We start from the raw sequence: 26,392 nt of genomic DNA, 5'->3' as shown, positions 1-26,392 counted from the left end.
GCAGCGGCTCGTCCTCAACATCCCGCCTAACGCGGCAGCGCCGCCGCCTCCCGCGCCAGCGCCTCGATCCTTGCGGGGTCGATGGGGCCTTTGGGCACGACCCAGCTTCCGCCGACGCATTGGACGAAGGGCTCGGCCAGCCATTTGGGCGCGCTTTCCGGCGAGATGCCGCCGGTGGGGCAGAAGCGGGCTTCGTGGAGGGGGGCGGCGAGCGCCTTCAATGCAGGCAGGCCGCCGGAGGTTTCCGCCGGGAAGAATTTGAAGTGGGTGAGGCCCATGTCCATGCCGCGCATGATGTCGCCTGCCGTCGCCGTGCCGGGGAGGAAGGGGATCTTCGCGGCGATGGCTGCCCGGCCCAGCGGATCGGTGAGGCCGGGGCTGACGATGAAGCGCGCGCCTGCTTCCATCGCGGCGTCGAGCTGACGTGGGTTAAGGACGGTGCCCGCGCCGACGACAGCGCCTTCGATCTTGGCCATTTCGCGGATGACATCCAGCGCGGCGGGGGTCCGCAGGGTCACTTCCAGCGCGGGAAGACCGCCCTTCACCAGCGCCTGCGCGATGGGGAGCGCGTCCTCCACACGTTCGACCACCAGCACAGGGATCACCGGGGCCAGCGCCATCACCTGTTCAACGCTGAGCGACATTCACTTCTTCTCCCGAAAGGCGGCGGCGGCGCCGAAAAGCCCGATCTCGTCATGCAGGGCGAGGCGGATGGGCACGGATTTCATGAGGCTTTCGAAACGGCCCTTGGCGATGAAACGGCTGTGGAAACCGCTTGGCGGCAACAGGTCGCGCATCCGCTGCGTGAGACCGCCCGCCAGCACGACCGCATGAGGGCCGTGCGCCAGCGCCAGATCGCCCGCCACCGCGCCATAGCAGAGGCAGAAACGGTCGAAGGCGGCGCGGGCGAACGGGTCGCTGTCCTCCAACGCCGCCTGCCACAGTTCGGCGTCTTCCATCAGCAGGATGCGTTCATGGCCGATGGTGGCCATCGCCTTGTAGATATTGTTGAGGCCGGGGCCTGAGACGATGCGCTCGACGGATACGCGGAGGAACTTGTCGCGGAGGTAGGCGAGGATTTTCTCCTCCATCGTGTCGAGCGGGGCGAAATCCAGATGGCCGCCTTCTGTCGCGATGACATGGGGGACGCCGTCGTCATAGGCGATCATCGCGACGCCAAGGCCCGTGCCGGGGCCGATCACGGTCACGCCGCCATCGGCGGGGAAAGGCCGGTCCTCACCGAAAAGCAGCGGCAGGTTTTCAGGCGGCAGGCGCGTGACGGCATGGGCGACCGCCTCGAAATCGTTGACGAGGCGCATCTGGTCGAGGCCCAGTTCCTCGTCCAGCGTGTCGGGGCGGATCACCCAGTTGCTGTTGGTGAGCTTGATGACGTCGCGGCCGATGGCGGTGGCGAAGGCGATGGAGGCGGCTTTGGGCAGGTCGCCCCCCTCCTCCGCCGCGAAGGCCGCCCAGCAGGCTTGCAGGCTGGAAAAGTCGGCGACCTTATATTTCCGGATTTCGCCAAGCGTCGGCACGCCCTGTGCGTCCAGTTTCGCACGGGCGAAGCGGGCGTTGGTGCCGCCGATGTCGGCTGCGATGATGTCCGTCATGATCCAAGCTCACTTTCCATCGCCGCGAGGATGGGCGACGCGCCTGCTTCGGCCAGATCGCTGTGCTGGCGGAAGAGGGCGAACAATTCGCGGCCTGTGTCATAGGGTGGCGGCGGAGCTTGGGGCATGGTGCGGGCGTCCCATTGCGCGGCATCGACCAGCGCCTCGATAGAGCCGGTCTGGGCGCAGACGCGGACCATATCGCCATCGCGCAGTCGGGCGATGGGGCCGTCGCCCAGCGCTTCGGGCGAAAGGTGGATGGCGGCGGGCACCTTGCCGCTCGCGCCGGACATGCGGCCGTCCGTCACCAATGCGACCTTGAAGCCGCGATCCTGCAACACGCCGAGCGCGGGGGTGAGCTTGTGCAGTTCGGGCATCCCGTTGGCGCGCGGCCCCTGGAAGCGGACCACGACCACCACGTCGCGCTCCAGTTCCCCGGCCTTGAAGGCGCGCAGCACATCGTCCTGATCGTGGAAGATCGCCGCGGGTGCTTCGATGGTCCAGCGCGACGGATCGACCGCGCTCACCTTCATGACGCAGCGGCCGAGATTGCCGGACAGCAGCTTCATGCCGCCGTCCGGGCTGAAGGGGCTGGAGACGGGACGCAGCATCGCTTCGTCGCGGGAGGCGGGAACGTCGCGCCACAAGAGCGCCTCATCCTCCAGCACGGGTTCCTTGCCATAGTCGGTGAGGTCGGCGCGGGCGACGGTCAATATGTCGCGGTGGAGCAGGCCATTGTCGAGCAGCTCGCGGATGACATAGGCCATGCCGCCCGCCGCCTCGAACGCGTTCACATCGCCCGAGCCATTGGGATAGATACGCGCCAGCAGCGGCACCACGTCCGACAGTTCGGCGAAATCGGTCCAGTCGACGCTGATCCCCGCCGCCCGCGCGATGGCGGGCACATGGATGGCGTGATTGGTGGAGCCGCCGGTCGCCATCAGGCCTATGATCGCGTTCACGATAGCCTTTTCGTCGATGCAATGGCCGAGCGGGCGATAATCCTCGCCGTCCCAGCCGATATCGGCGAGCCGGTGGACGGCGGCGCGGGTGATTTCGGTCCGCAGCTTCGTGCCGGGGTTGATGAAGGCCGCGCCGGGCATGTGGAGGCCCATCACCTCCATCATCATCTGATTGCTGTTCGCCGTGCCGTAGAAGGTGCAGGTGCCCGCGCCGTGATAGCTGGCGCTTTCGGCTTCCAGCAGTTCCTCCTTGCCGACCTTTCCTTCGGCATAGAGCTGGCGGATGCGGACCTTTTCCTTGTTGGCGAGGCCCGACGGCATGGGGCCGGAGGGAACCAGGATCGTGGGCAAATGGCCGAAGCGCAGCGCGCCGATCAGGAGGCCCGGCACGATCTTGTCGCAGATGCCGAGCAGCAGCGCGCCTTCGAACATGGCGTGGCTGAGCGCCACCGCCGTGCCCAGCGCGATGGTGTCGCGGGAGAAGAGCGACAGGTCCATGCCCGCCTGCCCCTGCGTCACGCCGTCGCACATGGCGGGGACGCCGCCTGCGACCTGCGCCGTGGCGCCGACCTCGCGCGCGGCGATCTTGATCGCTTCGGGATAGCGGCCATAGGGCTGATGGGCGGAGAGCATGTCGTTATAGGCGGTGACGATCCCCATGTTCATCGCCCGGCCGGTGCGGATGACGGGCTTGTCGTCGCCGCTCGCCGCGAAGGCGTGGGCGAGGTTGCCGCAACTGAGCTGCGCGCGGTTGGTGCCCGCGTCGCGGCCCCGCTCGATCAGGTCGAGATATTGGCGGCGGCGCGCGGCGCTGCGCCTGATGATGCGGTCGGTGACTTTGGCGATCACCGGGTTGAGGTCAGTCATGCCAGCTTGCTCCATCACGTTCGATAAGGGCAATGGCTGAGGACGGCCCCCAGTTCCCCGATGCATAGGAAGCGACCTTCATTCCCGCGGCTTTCCAGCCGTCGATGATGGAATCGATCCAGGTCCATTGCGCCTCCACCTCGTCGCGGCGGACGAACAGCGTCTGGTCGCCCGCCAGCAGGTCCAGGATCAGCCGCTCATAGGCGATGCGGCGGCGCTGCCCGGCGAAGGCGGCGGTCAGCGACACGTCCAGCGTCACCTCCTCCAGATGCACCTGCCGTTCGAGGCCGGGGCGTTTGCTCATGATGAGCAGGCGGATATATTCCTCCGGCTGAAGGCGGATGATGAGCGTGTTGGGTTCCAGCCCCGATCCGTGGCCGTCGCGGCCGAAGATGGAATGACGCACCGGCTTGAACTGGATCAGGATTTCCGACTGGCGGGCGGGCATCCGCTTGCCGGTGCGGAGGTAAAAGGGCACGCCCTGCCAGCGCCAGTTGTCGATATGGGCTTTCAGGGCCACGAAGGTTTCGGTGTCGGAGGGCTTCCCCAATTCGTCGGCATAGCCGGTGACGATCTGCCCGCCGACCGCGCCGGGCGTATATTGGCCACGCACGCTGTGGGTCTTGACCGTTTCGGCGGTCATGGGACGCAGGGAGCGCAGCGCCTTCACCTTCTCGTCACGCACGGAGGTGGGGTCCATGCGCGCGGGCGGCTCCATGGCGATGATCGACAGGATCTGGAGCACATGATTCTGCACCATGTCGCGCAACGCGCCCACGCCGTCATAATAGGAGACGCGGCCTTCCAGCCCGACCGTTTCGCCCACGGTGATCTGCACATGGTCGATGGCGCTGGCGTTCCACAGCGGCTCGAACATCACATTGCCGAACCGCAGCGCAAGCAGGTTCTGCACCGTTTCCTTGCCGAGATAATGGTCGACGCGGAAAATCTGATCCTCCGCGAACAGCGCGCCGATGCCGTCATTCACCTGTTTCGAGGATGCCAGATCCTTGCCGATGGGTTTTTCCATGGCGATGCGGGTTTTAGGCGTGATGATCCCCGCTTGCGCCAACCCCTGCGCGGTGGGCGCGAATAGCGAAGGCGGAGTCGAAAGATAAACGCAAAGGCCGCGATCCAGCCGCCCGTCCAGCCGCCTGGCCAGCGCCGAGAATTGCTCCGCATTGCCCGCCTCCACCGGCTGATAGGAGATGATGGCGGTCAGCCGGTCGGCCACGGCGGCATCATAACGATCCGCCGGCAGGAATTTGGGCAGGCTGTCCTTTATGTCGGCGCGAAACATATCGTCGCTCATCTCGGAACGGCCCGACGCGATGACGAGGAAGTCGTCCGGCAGCAATCCGTCCGCCAGCAGATTGTAGAGCGAGGGAAAGATCATCCGGTGCGCGAGATCGCCAGTGGCGCCGAATAGCAGGAATGTGGCAGACGGTTCGGTCAAAAGGGACGCCCTTTTCCGTTGGAGTGTCAGGTCTACGCGAAGCGTGCCGCCAAATGGGCCGCTTTCGAGACACGCGCAGGCTATCGGGCCGCGTCCGCTCCCGCAATATGAGGAGCGGCATTTATCCCTTCAAATCCCGCAGGATGATTTTTGGCTGGACGCCTGCCGCGCTTTTTGCCATCTGGCGCTCCCCAACCATGCGCGGGCGTGGTGAAATTGGTAGACGCGCCGGACTCAAAAAGGGGTTTGTCTACCAATCCACAAAAAATCACGGCGAGTTTAAAGCGTCGTATTTTCAGGGGCTTGGGAAAGAAGGAAAATTCGCTGCGGATATTCGGTTTTCGCTCTAGGTGCAGTATAGGTGCAAAGAGCGTCGGCTAGAATCGGCGGCAAGTGTGCGGGTGTGGTGGAACTGGTAGACGCGCCGGATTCAAAATCCGGTTCCGAAAGGAGTGTCGGTTCGATTCCGACCACCCGCACCATCTCTTCAATCGAGTCATCGCTTCGCGTCCCAGAGGGCCAGTCCGCGCTGATTGCACTTGCGGGTGATGCTCGTCAGCCTGTCAGAATGTGAAGGCTTGCGAAATGCGTGTTTTCATTCGACGGCTTCGTCCACCCAGGTGAGCGAACCGTTGATGGCGCTCCCTTAGCGTGACCAAAGCTGGCCGTGGAAACTGCGGATTGCTTTAGCCGCTGCTATGCGCGCGTGAGCATTGCCAAGCACATATACGCGACGGCTCGACAGCAACGAATCGTGGGATATCGGCACCGCCCAATGAGCTTTTTCCGGTAAAGTCATACGCTGGCTCAGAAGTAAAATCCATTTACTTCGCTGACGTGCCGTCCCTCTCGAATTCCTATGCAGCAGCATCCTAGAAATAGCTGCGCACTGGAGCGCCGAGGGAGCGCTCATCGCAAATGGCTGGAAATGATAGGGTCCGGAAGAATCAGAACGAGGCGCCGCACCCTCAGAAAGAGCCAGGGAATGGTGGGCTTGGCTTGCTGCTTGTCCTGGCGATTACCGCGATCGGCGTTGGGTATGTCGGCTACCGGCTGTCCCTCGTCTTCGGCCTGATCTAACGAACGATCCAGGCGTGTTATGCGGTTAGACGAGCAGTCGCGAGAGCACATTGGGCGCTATGGCATCAAGCTGGTCGTCGCTGCGGCAATCGCCTACATTCTGAAGAGCGAGAACTTCCTTGCCACATTCGCGCTGTGGACCGGCATATACGGCGTAATGGCCGTCGCTTACGCAGTTCATCGCGGCGAACGATTCGGCAAGACCAGGTTCACCTATTGGGATGAGGCTCTATGGTTGGCGGCGACGGCGTTGGGTCTCTACATTTTCAGTGGCCATCAGTTGGCCGTCTGATCGGCTGCTTCTGTTGGTTCAAAGAAACCGTGCGGATGCGTCGCCAACGCCTGACAACTCGACCTTCAGTTCCTGACCAGGAAGGACTTGCAGCAGCATCGGGATGATCGATCCGGTTGCTACGATATCGCCGGCGCTGAGATAATTGCCTCTGGCGATCAGGTCATTCACGAGCCAGAGCGCAGAGTTGATCGGATCAACCAGCCCCTCTCCCGATGCCGACTGAAACACTGGAACGTTGTTGATCGACGCTCGCATGTCGATTCTGTCCATGGCCTCCAGGCCTGTTGGCTCATGATATTTGTCGACGATCGTCGAAACATGGAACGCATAGTCAGCAATGGCGGCCAGGTGTGGTTGCCCAGTCAGGTGACCACGTCGCCCGACAAGACAGATAGACGGTTGGTAGCTCAGGATCGCCTTGCAAAATTGATCGCGAGTGATGGGCCAATGGTCCGCCCCCAGGGGACCGCCCATCGTAAAGACGATTTCGCATTGTGCCCCGATGAAGCCTTGGGGAAGCCGGAACGGCCCGTGGGAGTCCTGAAGAACTGTTCCGACAGGGATCGGGCAGTAGATGGGACTGGCAAGGCCAAGCGTGCCGCGGATGGCGGGGCAAGTGCCTATCAGGGCGTAGCCTACCGCGTCATTGGCGAAGGCCGAGATTGCTGCTGACTGCACCGCCCAGGCGTCATCCTCGCTTCGAAGCAGATCGAACGGGATATCTGAGGTAATTCCCTGCCGACGGTTTTGGCAAAGCAAGTTAGCGAGATAGTCGAGATTCTGGTCAATCATAGAAGCACACTCCCGCGCGAGAAAGGGCGCAAAGTCGTGCTCAGTCAAATAAAAATCCGACTATATAAGTACGTATATTTTTGTCAGGTCCTTTTCTTATGAAAATACTATCGCAGCGCGGCTGAGCTCCCGTCGAAATAATATGCGGCTCTATCTAGCTTGAGGGTCCCACCAAACCGGAAGGACCTGAAGGTATGAAGCCGCTTAAACCGTCCCTCGCACCCGCCGCAACGGCCACAGCCGAGGCCGGTCGTCCAACAAGACCGGGGTCGGAGCGTCGGAAGACGCTTTGCCGGAGCGCGGTTGGCGCGGTCGCGATCATGGCCGGTTCGATGATGGGTCTTGGCCAGGCAGCGGCCGAACCCCTGAGCGCGCCGAGCTTTGGTGGCCCTCTGCGCCCGAACCCCGATCCGATGAGCATGGATGCGGGCGTGTTTGGTCGCCTTCATATCACCGGCCAGCTCACAGGCATCGGGAATGCGCAGACGAACGGCATTCCCGGCGTCGATCCGCGAACGACAGATCCCCTCGTCGATATCGGCAATGCCCAAATTCAGGTGCAGACAACCGGGGCGCCCTTGACGTTCTTCGTCCAGGGCGGTGTCTACTCGCTGCCTTCTTTGGGCTCGGCCTATACCCGCGCAACCGACGTCACCGATCAGTTGTACGGGCCGGTGCCGGTTGCTTATGGCAAGCTCGAGCTGTCGCCGAATTTCTCAGTGCAGGCGGGTTTGCTGCCGACGTTGATCGGCGCGGAATCGACCTTCACCTTCCAGAATATGAATATCGCGCGCGGCCTGCTCTGGAACCAGGAGCCGGCGATCAGCCGCGGTGTTCAGGTGAACTATAGCAATGGACCGGTCAACGCCTCGGTGTCGGTCAATGATGGTTTCTACTCAGGGGATTACAACTGGGTATCCGGTCTGGTGTCTTATGCGGCGACGCCGTCGAGCACGATCACGCTGGTCGCCGCAGGCAACTTTGCAGAGTCGGGCAAGACCGGCGCCGCGACGCCACTGGCGCAGAACAACAGCAGCATCTTCAATGTGATCTACACCTATGTCGACGGCCCGCTGACGCTCCAGCCCTACCTGCAATACACAACGGTCCGCTCGAACAGGGACATCGGTATTGATCGCTCGGCCGAAACATTCGGCGGAGCGCTGCTGGCTCGCTATGCCATCAATGAGAATTTCTCGATCGCTGGACGTGCCGAGTACATCGCTTTAAGCGGAGGAGATTGCGGCGTCGCCGCAGACTGCGCCCCCACCAATCTGCTCTACGGGCCGAAAAGCAGGGCGTGGTCGCTGACGGTGACGCCGACCTACCAGCGCGGGATCTTCTTCGCGCGTACCGAGCTTTCGTACACCCGCATCGATCGGGTCACCGAAGGCTACGGCTTTGGGTCCAACTTCGACAAGCGCGACCAGGTACGCGGGATGTTTGAGGCCGGGGTGCTTTTCTAGGACGGGCGCGGGCGGAAATGCGGAGCCACCGGCTCCGCAGACCCACTGCGAGCTTAGGTGAAACATGGGTTTGGAACAGATCATATCGAAATTGGAGGCTCCTCAAGCCACAGCGACTGTGTATCCGGTCCTGCCCGTTCTCTGGGTCTATCGGAACTATGATGATCGCTGGACTGTGCATCTTGAAGGTGAAGACTCCGAATGGTGCCACCCGACGCGCAATGATGCGGTCGGTGCGGCAAGGCTGATAGGCGAGAGCTACGGCTGCTACCGCCTCTATCTTCAACTGACAGACGGTCGCTTCTGCCTGGAGATGATGAACCTCAGTCGGCGGCGCGAGCCGCGTCAGATGGGGAGCGAGGGCGAAAATTGAGCCGGGCTGTACCAAGCAAGCGCCAAGTCTCCCGACACGTCTTCCGCTGCGCCGTGGAGATCATCGCTCTGGTGGTGATCGCCGGTTGCGCTGTTCTTGCTTCCGCAGGCCCCAGCATCTACCTGGTGCTCAGAAATGGCGGCTGAATGCAGATTTTCGGGCCGTCCTGCTCACCCCAGGTTGCCACGACCGAAACCGAGGTTCAGCAAACGCGAGCGACGCCGTAGATCGGAATACCTGCTTCTGATGTTTGCTGCGAGCTGTGCCGCGGTGCAGGTCGTCGCCATAGTTTTTCTGAGAGCGGCATGACACGCCCTGCTGCTCCCGCTCTCCAACCCGACGACCGAAGGCGGGCTATCGGTGAAAGCCGTCTGGCTGAGTTGCCAGGCCTGAGGACGCAGTTGGAGATGGCCAGAGTCCTCAAGGAGCACCACATCTGGCTGGCTGTGAGGATTATCGAGGAGCGCGAAGACCAGCCGCAGTTTCGACGGCACCGCCGGCTCCGGGATCTGCTCGAAGCAAATGCGTTGCTTGAAGCGGTTCTCGAACTCGGAGCGCATCTGCAGCCAACGCGGCACCCTTGGTCGATGGGCCGCTCGGGAGATCGGTGGCGGTGTCGCATGGCCTGGAACGATCGCGGCAATTTGCGCAGGTGCGTGGGCCGACACGACGATCTGGCCGCTGCCATGCTGATCGCATTGCTGGGCTCCCTCGATCGTCGCCGGCGCCGGCCGAAAGAACTCTCGCAAGGTGGAGAAGAGGCAGCATGAAACCCAGTGGCGACCCTCCGTTATTCGGCGGTCTGATGACCGCACTTGTCACCCCGTACAGGGGTGAGGCTATCGATTTCGACGCCTTGGCGGAGCTGGCCAACTGGCAGATCGACCAGGGCGTACAGGGTCTTGTCGCCTGCGGCACTACGGGCGAGGCGCCGACCCTGTCTCATCCGGAATGGGCGGCGGTGATCCGCTTGTGCGTCGAGGTCTCCAATGGCCGTGTGCCGGTGATCGCCGGCTCGGGCACCAACGACACCCGGCGTACCGTCGAATTGACCTGCGAGGCGGCTCGCCTTGGCGCGGACGGAGCTTTGGTCGTCACGCCTTACTATAGTCGGCCGAGCCAGGAGGGCCTGTTCCGGCATTTCGAGAGCGTCGCGCAAGCTGCCGAGCTGCCGATCATCATCTATAATGTGCCTTCCCGGACGGCCGTCGATATCAAGATCGAAACGCTCGACCGCCTTGCGCACCTGCCCGGTCTTGTCGGCGTCAAGGACGCAAGCGGAGATCCGACGCGGGTAAGCACGATGGCCGTCCGCTTCGGCGATCGTTTCACGCAGCTTTCCGGCCATGACCGATCCATGCTGGCTTTCATGGCGACCGGCGGCGACGGCGCCATTTCGGTCGTGTCGAACGTCGCCCCGATGCTGACAGCGGCGATGATCGGCGCGGTGCGGAAGAGTGCCTATCTGGAAGCTCGGCGCATCAACGCCCATCTTTTCCCGCTGATCGAGGCGCTGGAGCTTGAAAGCAATCCATGCCCGATCAAGCTCGCGTTGCATTGCGCGCGCGGATACTCGCCCGCCGTCCGCCTTCCGCTGGTCGAGGTTTCCGATGGCACCGCAGCAAGAATACGCGCGACCGTGGCGGAGATCGACTCCTTGGAGATCGATACGTCTCTGGTCGCCGAGAGGTCTCTCGTCCCCCTCTCGGCCTGACCGGGTCTCCTTATAAGAACAGCATGATGCTGCTGTGTTCTCCAATGAAAATACTATGAAATCCGGCTGTCCGTGAAATGGAGAACAAATCCCGACATCTTTAAATTCAACGTATCGGCAAAAGGCATCATTTGACTCGACGCGTGGAATGGCCTGCCGATACCGAGAAAGGATGTCTGCGATGTACCCTCGTGGTTACTATTTCTATGCGATGCAACAACAGAACAAGGCCAACCCTGGGCGGACGGATGGCGAAGCCAAGGTTGCCGTGCGCTCGGATGAGCCGATGGCCGACGTTGGAATGTTCCTGCGGCTCGGAGTCGTGATGGCCCTCGTGATTGCGGCTGTCGCCACAGTCACCGCGTTGGCCGGCTAGCGCGCCAACGACGTCCACAGCTCACTCTTCAACGAACAATCAGGATCATCTTCCATGGCAAGCGCCATTCAGCCGAAAGAGCCTCCCCAACCTCTGAACCATTTTTTCGTCGGCCAGGACAACCGAGGATGCTGGACCGTCCGCGATGAGCGTAACCTCGTCGGCGGCTGCTTTGTCAGCAAGGATGCGGCGATTCACTTCGCCCGTCAGGAAACCAATAACGCGCCAGGGGCTGTGATCTGCATGGCCGAAAGCCAGCGCCTGAGCCTTGACCCGCTGTTTGGACGCCGGGCCGCCGCCTAGCCGGTTGCTATCGATGACCCGCTCACGCTCGCTGACGTTACCGTGACGAGTGAGATGGAGAAGTAACTCTTCTCGTTGACATAAGCAAAGCCTGCCGCCTCTACCGAGTCGGCGGGCTTTTTGCTTGCCAATGGGCGGTTTGGCAGAAATTCCTATGGAATTTTTATGCGCGCCGCCAAAATAACTATTGGATTCCTATTTTTTGAGGCCCCGTCCTCTCTCGAACCTATATGCGGTTCGCGTCCATATTTCCGCCAAATTCCTCCTCCGGCACCCGTGCGTACGCAAGGGCGCGCTGGAAGAATTATAGCTGTGGCTTGCCAGGTCTTCCGTCTTGGCTGGTCATTCGTATCAACTTCGGCGCCGGAGGCGAAAGCAATGGACGTTATTGTGCTGGCAATAGGTGTTGGATTTTTCGCACTGATGTTTGGATACATCAGAGTTTGCGAAAAGCTCTGACCGGGAGAAATCAATCATGATCTTGGAATACTTCCTCGGAGCAGCCGTTGCGGTCTTTGTGACTGGCTATCTGCTCTATGCCCTCGCTCGTCCCGAGCGGTTCTGATCAAGACAGTAGCTCGGAAAGAAACCACCGATGACAATAAATGGATGGATACAGATCCTGGTCTTCGCCGGGATCATCATCGCGCTGGTGAAGCCGCTCGGCGGCTATCTCACCCGCGTCCTGAACGGCGAGCGTACACTCCTTTCGGTCATTTTTGGACCGCTCGAACGGGGACTGTACCGCGTCGCTGGAACGAATGAGAAAGAGGAGCAGCATTGGACGACCTATGCGCTGGCCATGCTGCTCTTCAACCTCGCCGGCTTCACGGTTCTCTACCTCGTTCAACGTCTCCAGGGAGGGTTGCCGTTCAACCCTCAGGGTCTGGGGGCGGTTGAGCCGACCAGCGCTTTCAATACCGCTGTCAGCTTCATGACCAATACCAACTGGCAGGGCTATGGCGGCGAGACCACCATGAGCTACCTGACCCAGATGGCCGGTCTTACCGTGCAGAACTTCGTGTCGGCAGCGACAGGCATCGCGATTGCGGTCGCATTGATCCGCGGCTTCTCTCGGGCATCTGGCAAAACGGTCGGCAATTTTTGGGTCGATCTCACCCGCATCACGCTCTACGTCCTATTGCCGATCTGCTTTGTCGGCAGCCTGGTGCTTGTATGGCAGGGCGTCCCGCAGAACCTCAACCCATACACTATCGCAACGACCGTCGAAGGCGCGCAGCAAACCATTGCTCAGGGTCCGGTCGCATCTCAGATGATGATCAAGCATCTGGGAACCAACGGTGGCGGCTTCTTCAACGTCAACGCCGCGCACCCGTTCGAGAATCCTAATGCCTTCACCAACCTCATCCACATGGTCTCGATCTTTGCCATTGGCGCGGCTCTGACCAACGTGTTTGGACGCATGGTCGGCAGCGAGAAGAAGGGCTGGGCCATCTTCACCGCCATGGGCGTTCTGTTCCTCGCCGGTGTCGCAATCACCTATTGGGCCGAGGCCGCGGGCAATCCGCTTCTCCATTCGCTTGGCCTTGAGGGCGGCAACATGGAAGGAAAGGAAACCCGTTTCGGCATCCTCACGTCGGCACTCTTTGCAGTCGTTACGACCGCTGCATCGTGCGGCGCGGTCATATCGATGCACGACAGCTTCATGCCGCTGGGCGGGATGATCCCGATCATCAACATGATGCTCGGCGAGATCATCATTGGCGGTGTCGGCGCAGGCTTCTACGGCATCATCCTGTTCGTCGTCGTCGCGATCTTCGTGGCAGGGCTCATGGTCGGGCGGACACCCGAGTATCTCGGCAAGAAGATTGAGGCGAAGGAAGTGAAGATGGCCATGCTGGCCGTCTTGTGCCTGCCTCTTTCGATACTTGGCTTCACCGCGATAGCCGTAGTGCTCGACACGGGCGTGGCTTCGATGGCGAACGCAGGTCCGCACGGGTTCTCCGAAGTTCTCTATGCCTACACATCCGGCACGGCGAACAATGGTTCGGCCTTTGCAGGTCTTTCCGCCAACACGCCCTGGTACAACATCACGATTGGCCTGGCGATGTTGATGGGACGCTTCATGGTGATCGTTCCGGCGCTGGCTATCGCTGGCTCCTTGGCCGCCAAGAAAACGGTTCCTGAATCCAGCGGCACCCTGCCTACGACCGGGCCTCTGTTTGTCGGTCTTCTGGTGGGCGTGATCCTGATCGTCGGCGGCCTGACGTTCTTCCCTGCCTTGGCGTTGGGTCCGATCGTCGAGCACTTCGCCATGTTGGCGGGCCAGACTTTCTGAGAGCCGCGATGACGGCCAAATGGCTGAGATCGATCCGATTTGTCGTGAACCCTCGCTCCTGGTTTGAGGAGCGAGGGGCGGCCAGACCGCCCAGGGCATCGACGATCATTCTCGGCATGACACTGGCTTTGGGGGGCGTGGTGCTCCTCGCCAAACTTATCACTGAATTGCTCGCGGCGGCGTGACCGAGTGGTTGGCCCCCAAGAACAAACTCGCTGGAGTTTCTTATGAACCAGTCCAAATCCGCGAGCATGCTGGACGCTCGCATACTCGTTCCGGCCATAGGAGATGCGTTTCGGAAACTGAATCCGAAAAGCCTCGCTAAAAACCCGGTCATGTTCGTCGTCGCCGTCGTGTCGGTCCTGACGACGGTGCTCCTGCTCAAGGACATTGCTACAGGAGCCGAAAGCGTTGGCTTCTCTCTGCAGATCGTGCTGTGGCTTTGGTTCACCGTGCTGTTCGCCAATTTCGCAGAGGCCGTGGCCGAAGGGCGCGGCAAGGCGCAGGCTGAATCGCTTCGGCGAACCCGCACGGAGACCCAGGCCAAGCTGCTCTCGAACGGCGGCTCCGACTACAAAATGGTGCCGGGCGCCACGCTGAAGGTCGGTGACGTCGTTCTCGTCGAGCCGGGCGACATCATCCCCTCTGATGGCGAAGTCATCGAGGGTGTGGCCTCGGTGAACGAAGCGGCGATTACGGGCGAGTCAGCTCCGGTCATCCGCGAGTCTGGCGGGGATCGCTCTGCCGTCACAGGTGGCACCCAGGTCCTTTCCGACTGGATCAAGGTCCGGATCACGGCTGCGGCCGGCTCGACCTTCATCGATAAGATGATTGCTCTGGTCGAAGGCGCCGAACGCCAGAAAACGCCGAACGAGATCGCGCTCAACATCCTGCTTGCGGGAATGACGTTGATCTTCGTCCTGGCCGTGGTGACCATTCCGAGCTTCGCGACCTATGCGGGCGGGTATGTTCCCATCATCGTTCTGGTCGCCCTGTTCGTCACGCTGATTCCGACCACCATTGGCGCGCTGCTGTCGGCCATCGGCATTGCCGGTATGGACCGGCTGGTCCGCTTCAATGTTCTGGCCATGTCCGGCCGCGCCGTTGAGGCCGCCGGCGACGTCGACACGCTGCTGCTCGACAAGACCGGCACGATCACGCTCGGCAACCGTCAGGCGAGCGAGTTCCGGCCGATCCGGGGCGTCACCGAAAAGGAACTCGCCGATGCAGCGCAGCTTGCTTCGCTTGCCGACGAGACCCCCGAAGGCCGCTCGATCGTCGTGCTCGCTAAGGAAAAATACGGCATCCGCGCACGCGACATGGCGAGCCTCAACGCGACGTTCGTGCCGTTCACGGCGCAGACCCGCATGAGCGGCGTCGACCTGGAGAGCTCTTCCGTCCGTAAAGGCGCGGTCGATGCGGTCTTGAAGCATGTCGAGCTTGCCACGGTTGCGACAGGCAGCCCCCGTGCTTCTGCTGAAAGCGTCCGTGAGCTCCAGGCTATCGCCGACGAGATCGCCAAGGCAGGCGGCACGCCGCTCGCCGTGGTGAAGGATGGCCGCTTGCTCGGCGTCATCTATCTCAAGGACATCGTCAAGGGCGGCATCAAGGAACGTTTCGCCGAGCTGCGCCGCATGGGCATTCGCACGGTGATGATCACCGGCGACAACCCGATGACCGCGGCGGCTATCGCTGCCGAAGCCGGTGTCGACGACTTCCTGGCGCAGGCGACGCCGGAGAACAAGCTGGCCCTGATCCGTGAGGAACAGGCCAAGGGCAAGCTGGTCGCCATGTGCGGCGACGGCACCAATGACGCCCCGGCGCTCGCCCAGGCGGATGTCGGCGTCGCCATGAACACCGGCACGGTCGCAGCCCGCGAGGCCGGCAACATGGTGGATCTCGACAGCGATCCGACCAAGCTGATCGAAATCGTGGAAATCGGTAAGCAGTTGCTGATGACGCGCGGCGCGCTGACGACGTTCTCGATCGCCAACGATATCGCGAAGTATTTCGCGATCATCCCGGCGATGTTCCTGGCGTTCTATCCGCAGCTTGGTGCGCTCAACATCATGGGCCTTGCTTCACCGCAGAGCGCTATCCTGTCGGCGATCATCTTCAATGCCCTCATCATCGTGGCGCTGATCCCGCTGTCGCTGAAAGGCGTGAAGTATCGCGCGATCGGAGCCGGTTCGCTGCTGTCCCGGAATCTCCTGATTTACGGGCTGGGCGGCATTCTCGTGCCCTTCGCCGGTATCAAGCTCATCGACATGGCCATCACAGCCGCTGGCCTCGTTTAGTCGAAAGCGGTCACCAGAGACACAATCCGCGAAGCGATATCCATCAGCAGCGGACCATTCAGGACAGAAACGATGCTCAAGCAAATCAGACCCGCGATTTTCTTTATTGTCGCACTAACCGTCATCACCGGTCTCATCTACCCCCTTAGCGTGACCGGTATCGCGCAGGCCATTTTTCCCCAACAGGCCAATGGGAGCCTCATTGAACGTGAAGGCGTGGTCATAGGCTCCGAACTCATCGGCCAGAACTTTGCCGGCGAGCGCTACTTCCACCCGCGTCCTTCGGCTGCCGGTTCAGATGGCTACGATGCCGGCGCTTCCAGCGGCTCCAATCTTGGCCCCACCAGCCAGGCGCTTCGTGATCGCGTCGCAGCCGATACTGAGGCTCAGCGGGCCGCGAACGGTGGCGCAGCGGTCCCCATGAACCTTGTTACGGCCTCTGGCAGCGGCCTCGATCCCCATATTACGCCTGAGGCCGCCTACTTCCAGGTGGGCCGTGTCGCCAGAGCGCGCGGCATCGATGAGGCCACGGTGCGCGTACTGGTCGATCAGCACGTCGAGCAGCGCATACTCGGCTTCCTGGGAGAACCCGTGGTCAACGTTCTCAAGCTGAACCTGGCGCTCGACAGCGCCAATAGAGGCTGAATGAAGTTGTCAGGACGGCTATAATAGCCGTCCTGACCGTTGATCCGGAGTTCATGAAGTGTCTGACGACCCAATACGAGAGCAGAGCCGTCCATCGCCCGATGCATTGCTGGAAAGTGCGCAGCGGGAGACGCGCGGCCACCTCAAGATCTTTCTTGGGGCGGCGCCGGGTGTGGGCAAGACGTACGAGATGCTCATGTCGGGCCGGGCCCAGCGCGCAGACGGCGTCGATGTTGTCATCGGGGTGGTCGAGACCCACGGGCGGGCGGAGACCGAGGCTCTGGTCGAGGGGTTCGAGATCGTTCCGCGCCGCACTGTGCCGTATCGAGGGCATGTGCTCGATGAGATGGATATCGACGCAATTCTGGCGCGCAAGCCGGCGCTGGTCCTGGTGGACGAGCTCGCCCATACCAACGCGCCGGGCAGTCGCCATCCGAAGCGCTATCTCGATGTCGAGGAACTGCTCGCGAACGGCATAGACGTCTACAGCACCCTCAACATCCAGCACGTCGAAAGCCTCAACGACGTGGTGGCGCAGATCACACGGATTCGGGTGCGCGAGACCGTTCCGGATTCGATCATTGACCGCGCCGACGATATCGAAATCATCGACATCACGCCGGGCGACCTGATCAAGCGCTTGAACGAGGGCAAGGTCTATCTGCCCAAGACCGCGAAGCGTGCGACGCAGAACTACTTTTCGCCGAGCAACCTGACCGCGCTGCGCGAACTTGCGCTTAGGCGGACAGCGCAGCGCGTTGACGATCAACTGGTGACGCACATGCAGGCGCATGCGATCGCCGGGCCGTGGTCGGCCGGCGAACGCGTCCTGGTTTGCATCAACGAACGCCCTGGAGCGATGGCGCTTGTGCGCTCTGGCCGGCGTCAGGCGGACCGCTTTCGTGCGCCATGGGCCGCGGTTCACGTCGAGACGAGCAAGGACGCCCGACTCTCCGAGCAGGATAAGGACAAGATTGCCAGCGCCTTGCGTCTTGCCGAGCAGCTCGGTGCCGAGACTGTTACCCTGCCCGGCGAGAACGTTGCGCAAGAGATCCTGGCCTACGCATCCACCAACAACTACACACACGTCATCGTCGGCATGCCGACCTCGCCCAGGTGGCGGGAGATCTTCGCGGGCTCCGTTTCGCATGATCTGATCCGCGCCAAGACGGATGTGAGCGTTCATGTCATCTCGCCGGGCAACGGCGAGGAAACGCGATCTCCAGCGACAGTCAGCGCGCGGCCCAAACGACGAGTCGACTTCGGCGACTATCTGTGGAGTTCGCTCTACGTCGCCATGGCGTTGGGTATTGGAACGGCGCTGTCGCGCTTTCTGGATGTCCGCAACATCGCCCTCGTCTTTCTGATGGCCGTGCTGGCCTCGGCGATGGGCGGCGGCCTCTGGCCGGCGCTGTTCGCTTCCGTATTGGGCGCGCTAGTCTTCAACTTCTTTTTCCTCGAACCGCGCTACACGCTGGATATCGGCGATCCCGAGAGCGTCGTGGCCTTCGCGTTTTTTCTCGGCGTTGCGGTTGTTGCCAGCAATCTGGCGGGCCGGGTGCAAAGGCAAGCCGTGACGGCGCGCCAGCGGGCCAAAACGACCGAGGGCCTTTATCTCTTCAGCAAGAAGCTCGCCGGCGCCGGGACCTTGGGCGACGTTCTCTGGGCCACGGTCTATCAGATCGCTTCCATGCTTCAGGTCAGGGTCGTCGCTCTGCTGCCTGAGAACGGCCGTATCGCGGTCCAGGCGGGTTTCCCGCCCGATGACACGCTCGACGATGCCGATATTGCGGCGGCCCAGTGGGCCTGGGAGCATGACAAGCCTGCAGGGCGTGGGGCGGATACGCTGCCGGGAGCGAAGCGCCTTTACCTCCCTCTGAAGACCGGCAGAACACGGGTCGGCGTCATCGGTCTGGACAATGACAAGCAAGGGCCGGTTCTGACGCCCGCAGAACAGCGGCTTTTCGATTCTCTGGCGGATCAGGCTGCTCTGGCGATCGAGCGGATCCAACTTGTCGCCGATGTCGACAATGCGCGTCTGGCCGCCGAGGCGGACAAGCTGCGCTCCGCGCTTTTGACGTCACTATCGCATGACCTCAAGACGCCTTTGGCGTCGATCCTCGGTTCGGCGGGAGCGCTGAGAGACTATTCGACGTCCCTGACGGACTCCGGCCGGGTCGAACTGCTAACGACGATTGTCGAAGAGGCCGAACGGCTGAACCGGTTCATCGCGAACCTGCTTGACATGACCCGGCTGGAATCCGGCGCTGCGGCGGTGTCGCTGACGCCACTGTTCATCGGTGACAGCGTCGGCAGCGCCCTGCGCCGAGCTGAGAAGATTTTGGCTCTCCATCGGGTCGACCTTGCCGTGCCGCCCGATCTGCCGATGGTCCGGCTCGATCCGGTCTTGTTTGAGCAAGTGCTGTTCAATCTGCTCGACAATGCCCGCAAATACGCACCTTCAGGGTCGCGGATCGGGCTTCGGGCGTGGGCCGACGAAAGCCACGTCACATTGCAGGTCGTCGATGAAGGGCCTGGCATTCCGCCCGACGATCTCACCAGAATTTTCGACAGTTTCTATCGCGTCCGGAAGAAGGACCACGTCCAGGCTGGAACCGGGCTTGGACTTTCCATCTGCAAGGGATTTGTCGAGGCGATGGGCGGAACGATTTTCGCGACCAACCGGGCCGACAGACCCGGCGCCATTTTCACGCTGCGGTTTCCGATCGGACCGGAGCCCTCGACTTTGGAAGGAAGGATATGAGTACGTCCGTAGTCAAGATTCTCGTCGTCGATGACGAGCCGCCGATCAGGAAACTTCTGCGCGTCGGCCTGACAGCCGAGGGCTATGCCATGGTCGAGGCTGCAAACGGCGAGGACGCCGTCGCGCTGCTCACAGAGGAAAAGCCCGATCTCATTCTGCTTGATCTCGGGCTGCCCGATATTTCCGGCCATGAGTTGCTTGAAAGGTGGCGGGCCGAGCTTGTCGAACTGCCGATCGTCATCCTCTCCAGCCGGACCGATGAAACGGGCATCGTCAAGGCGCTGGAACTGGGTGCCGATGACTATCTCACCAAACCATTCGGGATGCGCGAGCTGGCGGCGCGCATTCGGGTGGCGCTCAGGCACAAGCTCCAGCAGCAGGGCGAACGCCCGATATTCCAGGTCGGCGATCTCTCGGTCGACCTGGTGAAGCGGATCGTCAAGGTCGCAGACAAGGAGGTGAAGCTCTCACCCAAGGAATACGAAATCCTGCGCATTCTCGTGCAGCACGCTGGCAAGGTCATCACGCACCAGCACATCCTCAAGCATGTGTGGGGCGGCTCGACCGATGTCCAATATCTGCGGGTCTATGTCCGCCAGTTGCGGCAGAAGATCGAGGCCACGCCCGATCAGCCGCAATATATCCTTACTGAAACTGGTGTCGGTTACCGCCTCCGTGAGCCGGAGCAGTGACCGCGCGCGCTCGTCCACGGGCGGGCGACTTAACGTGAGTACTCCTATGAACCTGTCATCTGCCATCGCACCAGAGGACGTGATCCTTGATCTATCCATCTCGACAAAAGCCGTCCTGATCAAGAAGCTGGCCGCGCATGCGGCCGCCCGCACCGGGCTGACTGAGGAAACGATCCATACAGCTTTGCTAGGGCGCGAGCGTCTGGGTTCGACCGGCATCGGCCATGGCGTCGCCATGCCTCATGCGCCGGTTCCCGGACTTCAGGCATCCTTCGCCGCGCTGATGGTGCTGAAGAAGCCCATTGAATTCGAGGCAGTGGACGACCTTCCGGTCGATGTTGTCTTTCTCCTGCTCTCGGCCCCCGAAGGCAGCAACGAGTACCTGAAGATTCTCGCCGCGGTCGCACGCCGGACCCGCGATGAGCAGGTCATGAAAATGCTGCGCGGCGCGAAGACCGCGACTGCCGCGTATTCGGTCCTGGTAGAGCAGCCGGTATGAGGAGTTTCCGACGACCGGATCGACAAGAGGTCGCGGAAGTCGATGGCTTCGCCCGAAAGGCGGGACCGGGACAGATCGTAGTTGTTTTTTTCAAAGGGGACCGTTGCCCAAGGCCAATGGTCTTGAGGGAGTTATCGCTTCCTCCGCCGACAGACTGAAGGTCGAGTGGATGGAGGAGGAAAACCAGGACTCAGAGGGGCCTTCTTTTCCTCCTGTGTCCGCGAAGATCCCGTTTGACCTGAGCTCGCTTCAGTATGTCGTGGCGGCGGCGGACTACCGCTCCTTTCGGCGAGCTGCGGAGGCGTTGGGCCAGTATCCGGCGACAGTGAGCCGGGGCGTGCAACGCATTGAGGATGTGGTGGGCGTTTCGTTCTTCGAGCGATGCCCTTCCGGGATTCGCCTGACTCATGCCGGAGAGCAATTTGTCGCCGCCGTCCGTCCAGCGATTGAGCAGATCATGCGAGCGACCCAAACCGCCGGCGCGGCGGGCCGCGGCGAAAACGGAAGCCTGAGCATCGGCGTTCTGACGTCGCTTGCGGGCGGCTTTCTGAGGGAGCTCATCGAACAGTATGCCTTGTTGCACCCCGACGTATCCATAGAGATCAGGGATGGAGGAAGGGCCGAACACATAGCCGCACTGCGGTCCCGGCAACTGGATATCGCTTTCTTTACCGGGAAGGGCGCGATCGCCGATTGTGAAACTGCCGAGCTCTGGCAAGAGCGGGTACATGTTGCCTTCTCGGCGGATCATCATCTAGCCGAGCGTGAGTCGATTGAATGGTCGTGGCTCCGCGACCAGAAATTCCTGGCGACGAAATGCGCGCCCGGACTCGAGGTCCACGATTACATCGTTCGTCGGTTGGCGGATTACAGCACCTATCCCGCCATCAAAATCATGCCATGCAACCAAGAGACCTTGATGAACATGGTCGCTATCGGCAGAGGCATAACCGTGGTGTCGGCCGGCTGGAGCTTTGTTTCCGTCCCCCGGCTCGTACTGCGACCTCTGGTCGAGGACGAAGACATAGTCCCGTTCAGCGCAGTTTGGGCGCCTGGCCGGGATAACCCGTCACTTCGACGTTTTCTTTCGCTAGCCTCGAGACTAGCGTCCAAAGACTCTGGAGAGCGCCTGCGGCGGCTTATCTGATCTTGCCGAACCGGGGTCCGGGTCGCGATCACTCGCGATTTCGGCGCGCTTTGGCGAACCCCCGGTCCGTCGCCATGAACCGCTCAAGCATCGGAATAATGAGCTTTTTGGGGTCGATGACCGGCTGGCCGGATTCACGGCCAAGCGCCTCCGCATAGGCACTGAGGTCACGGTGAAGGGCGCCGGGCAGATCCAGGGTTATCTTCACCGGTTTATCCTCAGCGATCGGGCCGAGCTTCAGTTTTGTCATTGCGCTGCTCCATAGGGTTCGAGCACCAGGTCGCGAGTGACGATCACGCGGACCGGGAATCCCGGCCGGATTGTCAAAGTGGGCGCGACCTGCAACTGACGGCGGATGATCTGCTGGCCAGCGTCATTGATGGTGTCCTGGGCGCCGTCGCGAATGGCGCGGATCAGACGGTCCTCATCGTCTACGGCGATCTCGGCGCCCACGGCGAGAAGGGTCGACAACCCGGCGGCTTTCGCAAGGTCCCACCAATGGTAGTCGACTCCGTCCTCAAGGCCGGCATAACCTTGCGTGTCGGCGCCGGGCTGGCGTTCCAGGACGATAGAGCGCCCGTTCGGCAAGATCAGCCGGTTCCAGACCAAGAGCACGCGGCGCTGTCCGAAACCGACATCATTGCTGTATTCGCCGATGATACGGGTGCCCTGGGGGACGAGCAGGATGCGGCCGGTGGGACTGTCATAGATGTGCTCGGTCACCTGCGCGGTGATCTGGCCGGGAAGGGCGGAGCGGATGCCGGTGATGAGGGCGGCGGATATCACTGCGCCGGCCTGAAGCACATAGGGCGATGCCGGCGCCATGACGCGATCTGGCGACACCGTTCGCCGATCGACGGCGGCATTGAGGAAAGCGCTCTGCCGGTCTTGGGCGGTTGGCGTTCCAACCTGCCCCGGGAGACCGAGACCCGCCAGTGACGGATTGCTCATGCCGGGGCTTGCGGGCGGCGCGCCCGTTCCGGGTCCGGTTTGGAAGAACACCCGGCTCGTTCGGGCAGCTTCTTCCTCGGCGAGACGACGTTGCTCCTCGGGATCGACCTGAGGTGTCACCATTGCTGGCGGCACGACGGGCTGGCCGCGGTTCTGGGCGTCGAGGATCGGACCGCCGAGATCGCCCGGCAAAGGCGGGCCGAGGACCGGTCCGGTATAGTCGCGCGGCAGTCCCGCAAGACCGTCGGCAGTGGTTCTGTTCTCCGTGGAATAGAGCTCCTCGTTGCCAGGCCCGCCTTGGCGCGTCTGCAACGCATAAATCAGAGCGCTGCCGATGCCGATGCTGGCGACGAGGCCGACACCAGCCAATACCTTTCGGGACAGCCGGGTGACGCGCGGAGGCTCAGCGCGCAGCCGCATGGTCGAGGTTGACTCGACAGTGGGACCGGCGGGCGCCAGGCTATCATCGCGGTTATCTTCCTTGTTGCTCATGACGCTGGCCTCCCGTCGGTACGGACAATCCTGACGGTTTGCTGGCGGTCGCCGCTGCCGAGTCTCAACTCGGCCGCGCCGAAGAGGCGATCGACGATCAGGATGTGCTGGAAAATGCGGCTGTTGACGATCTGCGCTTCGCCATCGGAACCAATGACGAAGAGCGGCGGCATCTCGCCCTGCACGATGCCGCGCGGGAACTCGACATAGACCCGCCGCCCGTCATCATAGACCGACACGGGCCGCCAGGGCGGTGAATCACCGGTCAAGCCGTAGCGATAGTTGCGCGCCGAGGCGACGGGGATGACGGGCGTCGCCGGGACGCTCTGCCTCTGACCTGCGGGCGGCTGCGGGTAGGCCCAAGCGACGGCGGGCATATAGGGCGCTTCGCCGGAGCGCAGTTCGATCATGTAAACCCGCCGATCGGTCGTGATGACGAGGTTGGTCGTGATGTCAGCGCGACTTGGTTTGACGAGGATATGGACGCGACGGGTCGCGCCGCTGCCGCTTTCGGTATCGCCGATGATCCATCGTGCCGTGTCGCCAGCGGCGATGGGGCCGGCTCCGGTCAGGCTCTCCCCTGGCTCCAGCGCGATATTGGTGATCTGGCCGGGCGCGGCATAGACCTGATAGAGCGCGCCTTCGCTCCAGGGATAGATCTGGATCGAGTTGAAATAGCCTTCGCGGCGAGGCTGAACGCGGGCGGCCGAGTTGGCGTTCTGGACGCGTCCCTCCGGGGTGTTGGCGGCTGTCCCCCCTCTTGCCGGCGTCCATGCCGGAGGGACATGCAATGGCCTCGGCTGCGCGTCCGTGACGACTGCCGGCACGGCGGGCAGCGGCGGCACGTCCGAATCGTAACTGATTTGCGGCGGCCGATTGGTCGCGCAACCGGCAAGTACGGTCGCGGAAAGCAGAACGATCGCGAGGCCAGATCTGGATAAACCCTGAAACGCGGATTTGCTCATCGGAAGGCGGCTCATTGGCTCATCTCCCGCGACCAGTTGATGGCATTGACATAGATGCCCAGAGGATTGGCGCGGAGGCGTTCTGCGTCGCGCGGCGTCTGGATGACGATGGTCAGGATGGCGGTCCAGCGTTCCGTTCGGGCGAGCTGGCCGTTTTCATAATGACGCTCTGTCCAGGCGACACGGAAGCTGTCGGGGGAAGCCCGGATCACACTTGAGACTTCTACGGCGACTTGCTGGCGGCCGACCCGTGTGAAGGGGTCGTTGGAGCGGGCGTAGTCGTTCAGCGCTGCGGCGCCGCGATCAGTGGTCCATTCATAAGCGCGAAGCCAGTTCTGGCGAACGATGATGGCGTCAGACGGGATCGCGCGGGTCTGTTCGATGAAGCGAGCAAGGTGGAAAGCGATCTGAGGGTCGTTGGGCCGATAGTCCGCGGAGGCTGGCGCGACGGTTTGCGCTTGGCCGAGATTATCGACCTGCACGACCCAAGGCACGACGGTCCCGCGAGCTGACTGCCAGACCAGGGCTGCGGCAAACCCCGCAGTGAGAATCAGGCTGCCGAACGCCATGTAGCGCCAGTTCTTCGCCTGCACGCGGGCCGAGCCGATGCGTTCGTCCCAGACCTGAGCAGCCTTCTGATAAGGCGTCTCAGGCTCGGGTGTCTTGCCATAGTGGGTTGCGGGTCGTTTGAAGAGGCTCATGAGCGATCACTTTCAGAAAGGTTGACGGAAGAGCCGCCGCCATGGCTGTCGCCGGAGCGCACGGCGTGACCGGCCGCTGAGACGCCGTGGCTGAGGGCCTGGCTGCGTTTCATGCGCTTCGCCCAGTCAGGGGCTCCATCTCGCGGGGGGCTGGCGGAAGCAGCGGCAGCGTCGGCGCCGCCGATGGTCCCCATGGTCGAGGACCCGCCGGTGGCTCCGAAACCGGCCTTCGCGCCGTCCGCGAAGCTGGACTTGACGCTTTCGCCAGCTTTCGTTGCGGCGCGCTTGAGCGGCGATGCGGCAGCCGAACCTGCTGCGCGTGCGACGCCTCCGAGGCCCGAGGCCACGCCCGACGCGCCAGTCTGACCAAGAGAACCGAGACTGTAGGCCGACGATGCGGCGCCGGCAGCGGCAGCGCCACCACGCACGGCGGCGGCTCCACCGGACATGGCGGCGGCGCCGCCTTTGACGGCCAGACCCGCTGCACCACCTGCGGCCAGCGCCGCGCCGCCGACGGCAAGCCCCGTGCCCACAGCGGCGCCGGCGCCGAGCTGCGGACCGCCTGAGACGAGGCCGCTGGCGATGCCAGGACCGAAGATTCCCAGGCCGAGCAGCGAAAGCGCAGCGAGGACCACGGCCATGGCCTCGTCAATCGTAGGGGTCTCGCCGCCGAAGCCAGCGGTAAACTGGGAGAAGAGGGTCGATCCGATGCCGATGATGACGGCAAGCACCAGGACCTTGATGCCGGATGACACGACATTGCCCAGCACGCGTTCGGCCATGAAGGCGGTCTTGCCGAACAGCCCGAAGGGTATCAGCACAAAGCCCGCAAGCGTCGTCAGCTTGAACTCGATCAGCGTTACGAAGAGCTGCACGGCCAGGATGAAGAAGGCGAGAAGCACCAGAGCCCATGCGAACAGCAGGCAGGCGATCTGGATGAAGTTCTCGAAGAAGGCGATCCACCCCATCAGATCGGAAATGGATTCGAGCAATGGACGGGCGGCATCGAGGCCGGTCTGCGCCACCTTGCCGGGGCGCAAAAGATCCTGAACGGTGAAGCTGGTGCCCGAACCCTTCAGACCGAGGCCGGCGAAACTGTCGAAGACGATGTTCGCCAGATTGTTCCAGTTGCCGATGATGTAGGCGAAGACGCCGACGAAAAGTGTCTTCTTTACAAGGCGCGCGATGATGTCGTCGTCGGCTCCCCAGGACCAGAAGAGCGCGGCCAGCGTCACGTCGATGACGATGAGGGTTGTGGCGATGAAGGCGACTTCGCCGCCAAGCAGGCCGAAGCCGGAATCAATGTAGCGGGTGAAGGTCCCGAGGAATGTGTCGATGACGCCGGTGCCGCCCATGGATCACTGTCCTTGATTCTGAGGTGGGGCTGTGGGAGCCGGCGCACGGCCGAGGAAGCGGTCGCGGGTTTCGGCCCAGACGCGCATGCAGTCCGTATCGCTTGCGGCGCTCTGACCAAGCTGCTGGCACCGGCGTTGAGCCTCGCGCAGGGGATCTCGCACGGGGTCTGCGAGACGCGCGGGCTCCTCTGCGGGAGCTCCCTCCTTCCGGGTCATCTCGATCGCCGTCGCAGTGATCGCGATGGCGACGAAGACGACCGCGCCGAGCCGGGCCAGCAGCTTGCCATCCAT

Annotated in this window: 26 protein-coding genes and 1 tRNA gene; 16 read left to right on the top strand and 11 right to left on the bottom strand. The window is 62.3% G+C overall.

Annotated elements, in window-relative coordinates:
• Positions 1-26: 26 nt before the first annotated feature.
• The 4 genes from eda to zwf are packed head-to-tail and all read right to left on the bottom strand — an operon-like array spanning position 27 to position 4,895.
• Positions 27-644, bottom strand: coding sequence for a bifunctional 4-hydroxy-2-oxoglutarate aldolase/2-dehydro-3-deoxy-phosphogluconate aldolase (gene eda / locus ATN00_RS11695; RefSeq protein ID WP_062064771.1), 618 nt, complete (start codon positions 642-644; stop codon positions 27-29).
• Positions 645-1,610, bottom strand: coding sequence for a glucokinase (gene glk / locus ATN00_RS11690; protein WP_062064769.1), 966 nt, complete (start codon positions 1,608-1,610; stop codon positions 645-647). It lies immediately after the preceding gene.
• Positions 1,607-3,439 carry a phosphogluconate dehydratase gene (edd, locus tag ATN00_RS11685; protein WP_062064767.1) on the bottom strand — a complete coding sequence of 611 codons (1,833 nt, stop codon included), beginning with the start codon at positions 3,437-3,439 and terminating at the stop codon, positions 1,607-1,609. The genes glk and edd overlap by 4 nt, the downstream gene beginning before the upstream one ends.
• Entirely contained in the window at positions 3,432-4,895 is a 1,464-nt protein-coding gene (zwf, locus tag ATN00_RS11680; RefSeq protein ID WP_062064765.1) for a glucose-6-phosphate dehydrogenase, read from the bottom strand. The genes edd and zwf overlap by 8 nt, the downstream gene beginning before the upstream one ends.
• Positions 4,896-5,292: 397 nt before the next feature.
• On the opposite strand from zwf, the gene ATN00_RS11675 reads away from it, so the two are divergent.
• A tRNA-Leu gene (locus ATN00_RS11675) sits at positions 5,293-5,377 on the top strand.
• Positions 5,378-5,994: 617 nt separating this feature from the next.
• Positions 5,995-6,267, top strand: coding sequence for a hypothetical protein (locus ATN00_RS11670; RefSeq protein ID WP_003168944.1), 273 nt, complete (start codon positions 5,995-5,997; stop codon positions 6,265-6,267).
• Positions 6,268-6,285: 18 nt separating this feature from the next.
• Here the strand turns inward: ATN00_RS11670 and ATN00_RS11665 are convergent, their stop codons facing one another.
• Positions 6,286-7,062 (bottom strand): 2-keto-4-pentenoate hydratase, encoded by a 777-nt coding sequence (locus ATN00_RS11665; RefSeq protein WP_003168943.1) that lies wholly within the window; start codon positions 7,060-7,062, stop codon positions 6,286-6,288.
• 194 nt (positions 7,063-7,256) lie between these two features.
• Between ATN00_RS11665 and ATN00_RS11660 the strand changes: the two genes are divergently transcribed.
• From ATN00_RS11660 to ATN00_RS11600, 14 genes are all read left to right on the top strand, one after another.
• On the top strand, positions 7,257-8,528 hold the full coding sequence (locus tag ATN00_RS11660; RefSeq protein ID WP_231746268.1) for a porin: 1,272 nt from the start codon (positions 7,257-7,259) through the stop codon (positions 8,526-8,528).
• Between the two features lie 64 nt (positions 8,529-8,592).
• The gene (locus ATN00_RS11655; protein WP_003168941.1) at positions 8,593-8,901 is read left to right on the top strand and encodes a hypothetical protein; all 309 of its coding nucleotides are present in this window, start codon (positions 8,593-8,595) and stop codon (positions 8,899-8,901) included.
• Between the two features lie 407 nt (positions 8,902-9,308).
• On the top strand, positions 9,309-9,671 hold the full coding sequence (locus tag ATN00_RS11650) for a hypothetical protein (protein WP_062068714.1): 363 nt from the start codon (positions 9,309-9,311) through the stop codon (positions 9,669-9,671).
• Between the two features lie 35 nt (positions 9,672-9,706).
• Entirely contained in the window at positions 9,707-10,615 is a 909-nt protein-coding gene (gene dapA / locus ATN00_RS11645) for a 4-hydroxy-tetrahydrodipicolinate synthase (protein ID WP_003168936.1), read from the top strand.
• A gap of 172 nt (positions 10,616-10,787) precedes the next feature.
• Positions 10,788-10,991, top strand: coding sequence for a hypothetical protein (locus ATN00_RS11640; RefSeq protein ID WP_003168934.1), 204 nt, complete (start codon positions 10,788-10,790; stop codon positions 10,989-10,991).
• Positions 10,992-11,045: 54 nt separating this feature from the next.
• Entirely contained in the window at positions 11,046-11,294 is a 249-nt protein-coding gene (locus tag ATN00_RS11635; protein WP_003168933.1) for a hypothetical protein, read from the top strand.
• Between the two features lie 475 nt (positions 11,295-11,769).
• Complete coding sequence (kdpF, locus tag ATN00_RS22920; RefSeq protein WP_067179871.1) at positions 11,770-11,859, top strand: K(+)-transporting ATPase subunit F; 90 nt, start codon at positions 11,770-11,772, stop codon at positions 11,857-11,859.
• Between the two features lie 30 nt (positions 11,860-11,889).
• On the top strand, positions 11,890-13,593 hold the full coding sequence (gene kdpA, locus ATN00_RS11630) for a potassium-transporting ATPase subunit KdpA (protein WP_003168932.1): 1,704 nt from the start codon (positions 11,890-11,892) through the stop codon (positions 13,591-13,593).
• Positions 13,594-13,820: 227 nt separating this feature from the next.
• Positions 13,821-15,890 carry a potassium-transporting ATPase subunit KdpB gene (gene kdpB / locus ATN00_RS11625; protein WP_003168930.1) on the top strand — a complete coding sequence of 690 codons (2,070 nt, stop codon included), beginning with the start codon at positions 13,821-13,823 and terminating at the stop codon, positions 15,888-15,890.
• 72 nt (positions 15,891-15,962) lie between these two features.
• Positions 15,963-16,535 carry a potassium-transporting ATPase subunit KdpC gene (kdpC, locus tag ATN00_RS11620; RefSeq protein WP_003168929.1) on the top strand — a complete coding sequence of 191 codons (573 nt, stop codon included), beginning with the start codon at positions 15,963-15,965 and terminating at the stop codon, positions 16,533-16,535.
• Between the two features lie 58 nt (positions 16,536-16,593).
• Positions 16,594-19,299, top strand: a complete 2,706-nt coding sequence (locus ATN00_RS11615) for a sensor histidine kinase (protein WP_231746267.1) — start codon at positions 16,594-16,596, stop codon at positions 19,297-19,299.
• Positions 19,296-19,991 (top strand): response regulator transcription factor, encoded by a 696-nt coding sequence (locus tag ATN00_RS11610; protein ID WP_003168927.1) that lies wholly within the window; start codon positions 19,296-19,298, stop codon positions 19,989-19,991. The genes ATN00_RS11615 and ATN00_RS11610 overlap by 4 nt, the downstream gene beginning before the upstream one ends.
• 46 nt (positions 19,992-20,037) lie before the next feature.
• Entirely contained in the window at positions 20,038-20,490 is a 453-nt protein-coding gene (locus ATN00_RS11605) for a PTS sugar transporter subunit IIA (protein ID WP_003168926.1), read from the top strand.
• Between the two features lie 103 nt (positions 20,491-20,593).
• Complete coding sequence (locus ATN00_RS11600) at positions 20,594-21,637, top strand: LysR family transcriptional regulator (RefSeq protein ID WP_082635186.1); 1,044 nt, start codon at positions 20,594-20,596, stop codon at positions 21,635-21,637.
• Positions 21,638-21,665: 28 nt separating this feature from the next.
• On the opposite strand, the gene ATN00_RS11595 is transcribed toward ATN00_RS11600, so the two are convergent.
• From ATN00_RS11595 to trbK-alt, 6 genes are all read right to left on the bottom strand, one after another.
• Positions 21,666-21,887, bottom strand: a complete 222-nt coding sequence (locus ATN00_RS11595; RefSeq protein ID WP_003170511.1) for a DUF2274 domain-containing protein — start codon at positions 21,885-21,887, stop codon at positions 21,666-21,668.
• Positions 21,884-23,008, bottom strand: coding sequence for a TraB/TrbI/VirB10 family type IV secretion system protein (locus ATN00_RS11590; protein ID WP_197413744.1), 1,125 nt, complete (start codon positions 23,006-23,008; stop codon positions 21,884-21,886). Before ATN00_RS11590 ends, ATN00_RS11595 begins: the two co-directional genes overlap by 4 nt.
• A 68-nt stretch (positions 23,009-23,076) precedes the next feature.
• Positions 23,077-24,060: a P-type conjugative transfer protein TrbG gene (gene trbG / locus ATN00_RS11585; RefSeq protein ID WP_003170517.1), complete on the bottom strand. Its 984-nt coding sequence runs from the start codon at positions 24,058-24,060 to the stop codon at positions 23,077-23,079.
• The gene (gene trbF / locus ATN00_RS11580; protein ID WP_010395139.1) at positions 24,057-24,746 is read right to left on the bottom strand and encodes a conjugal transfer protein TrbF; all 690 of its coding nucleotides are present in this window, start codon (positions 24,744-24,746) and stop codon (positions 24,057-24,059) included. The genes trbG and trbF overlap by 4 nt, the downstream gene beginning before the upstream one ends.
• Complete coding sequence (trbL, locus tag ATN00_RS11575; RefSeq protein ID WP_003170520.1) at positions 24,743-26,101, bottom strand: P-type conjugative transfer protein TrbL; 1,359 nt, start codon at positions 26,099-26,101, stop codon at positions 24,743-24,745. Before trbL ends, trbF begins: the two co-directional genes overlap by 4 nt.
• A 3-nt stretch (positions 26,102-26,104) precedes the next feature.
• A complete protein-coding gene (gene trbK-alt, locus ATN00_RS11570; protein WP_003170521.1) occupies positions 26,105-26,392 on the bottom strand; it encodes a putative entry exclusion protein TrbK-alt in 288 nt (95 codons plus the stop codon).

The organism is Sphingobium baderi (assembly GCF_001456115.1).
GTDB classification, from domain to species: Bacteria; Pseudomonadota; Alphaproteobacteria; order Sphingomonadales; family Sphingomonadaceae; genus Sphingobium; species Sphingobium baderi_A.
The sequence above is the reverse complement of the archived record's forward strand: the minus strand, read 5'-3'. Positions and strand labels throughout refer to the sequence as shown.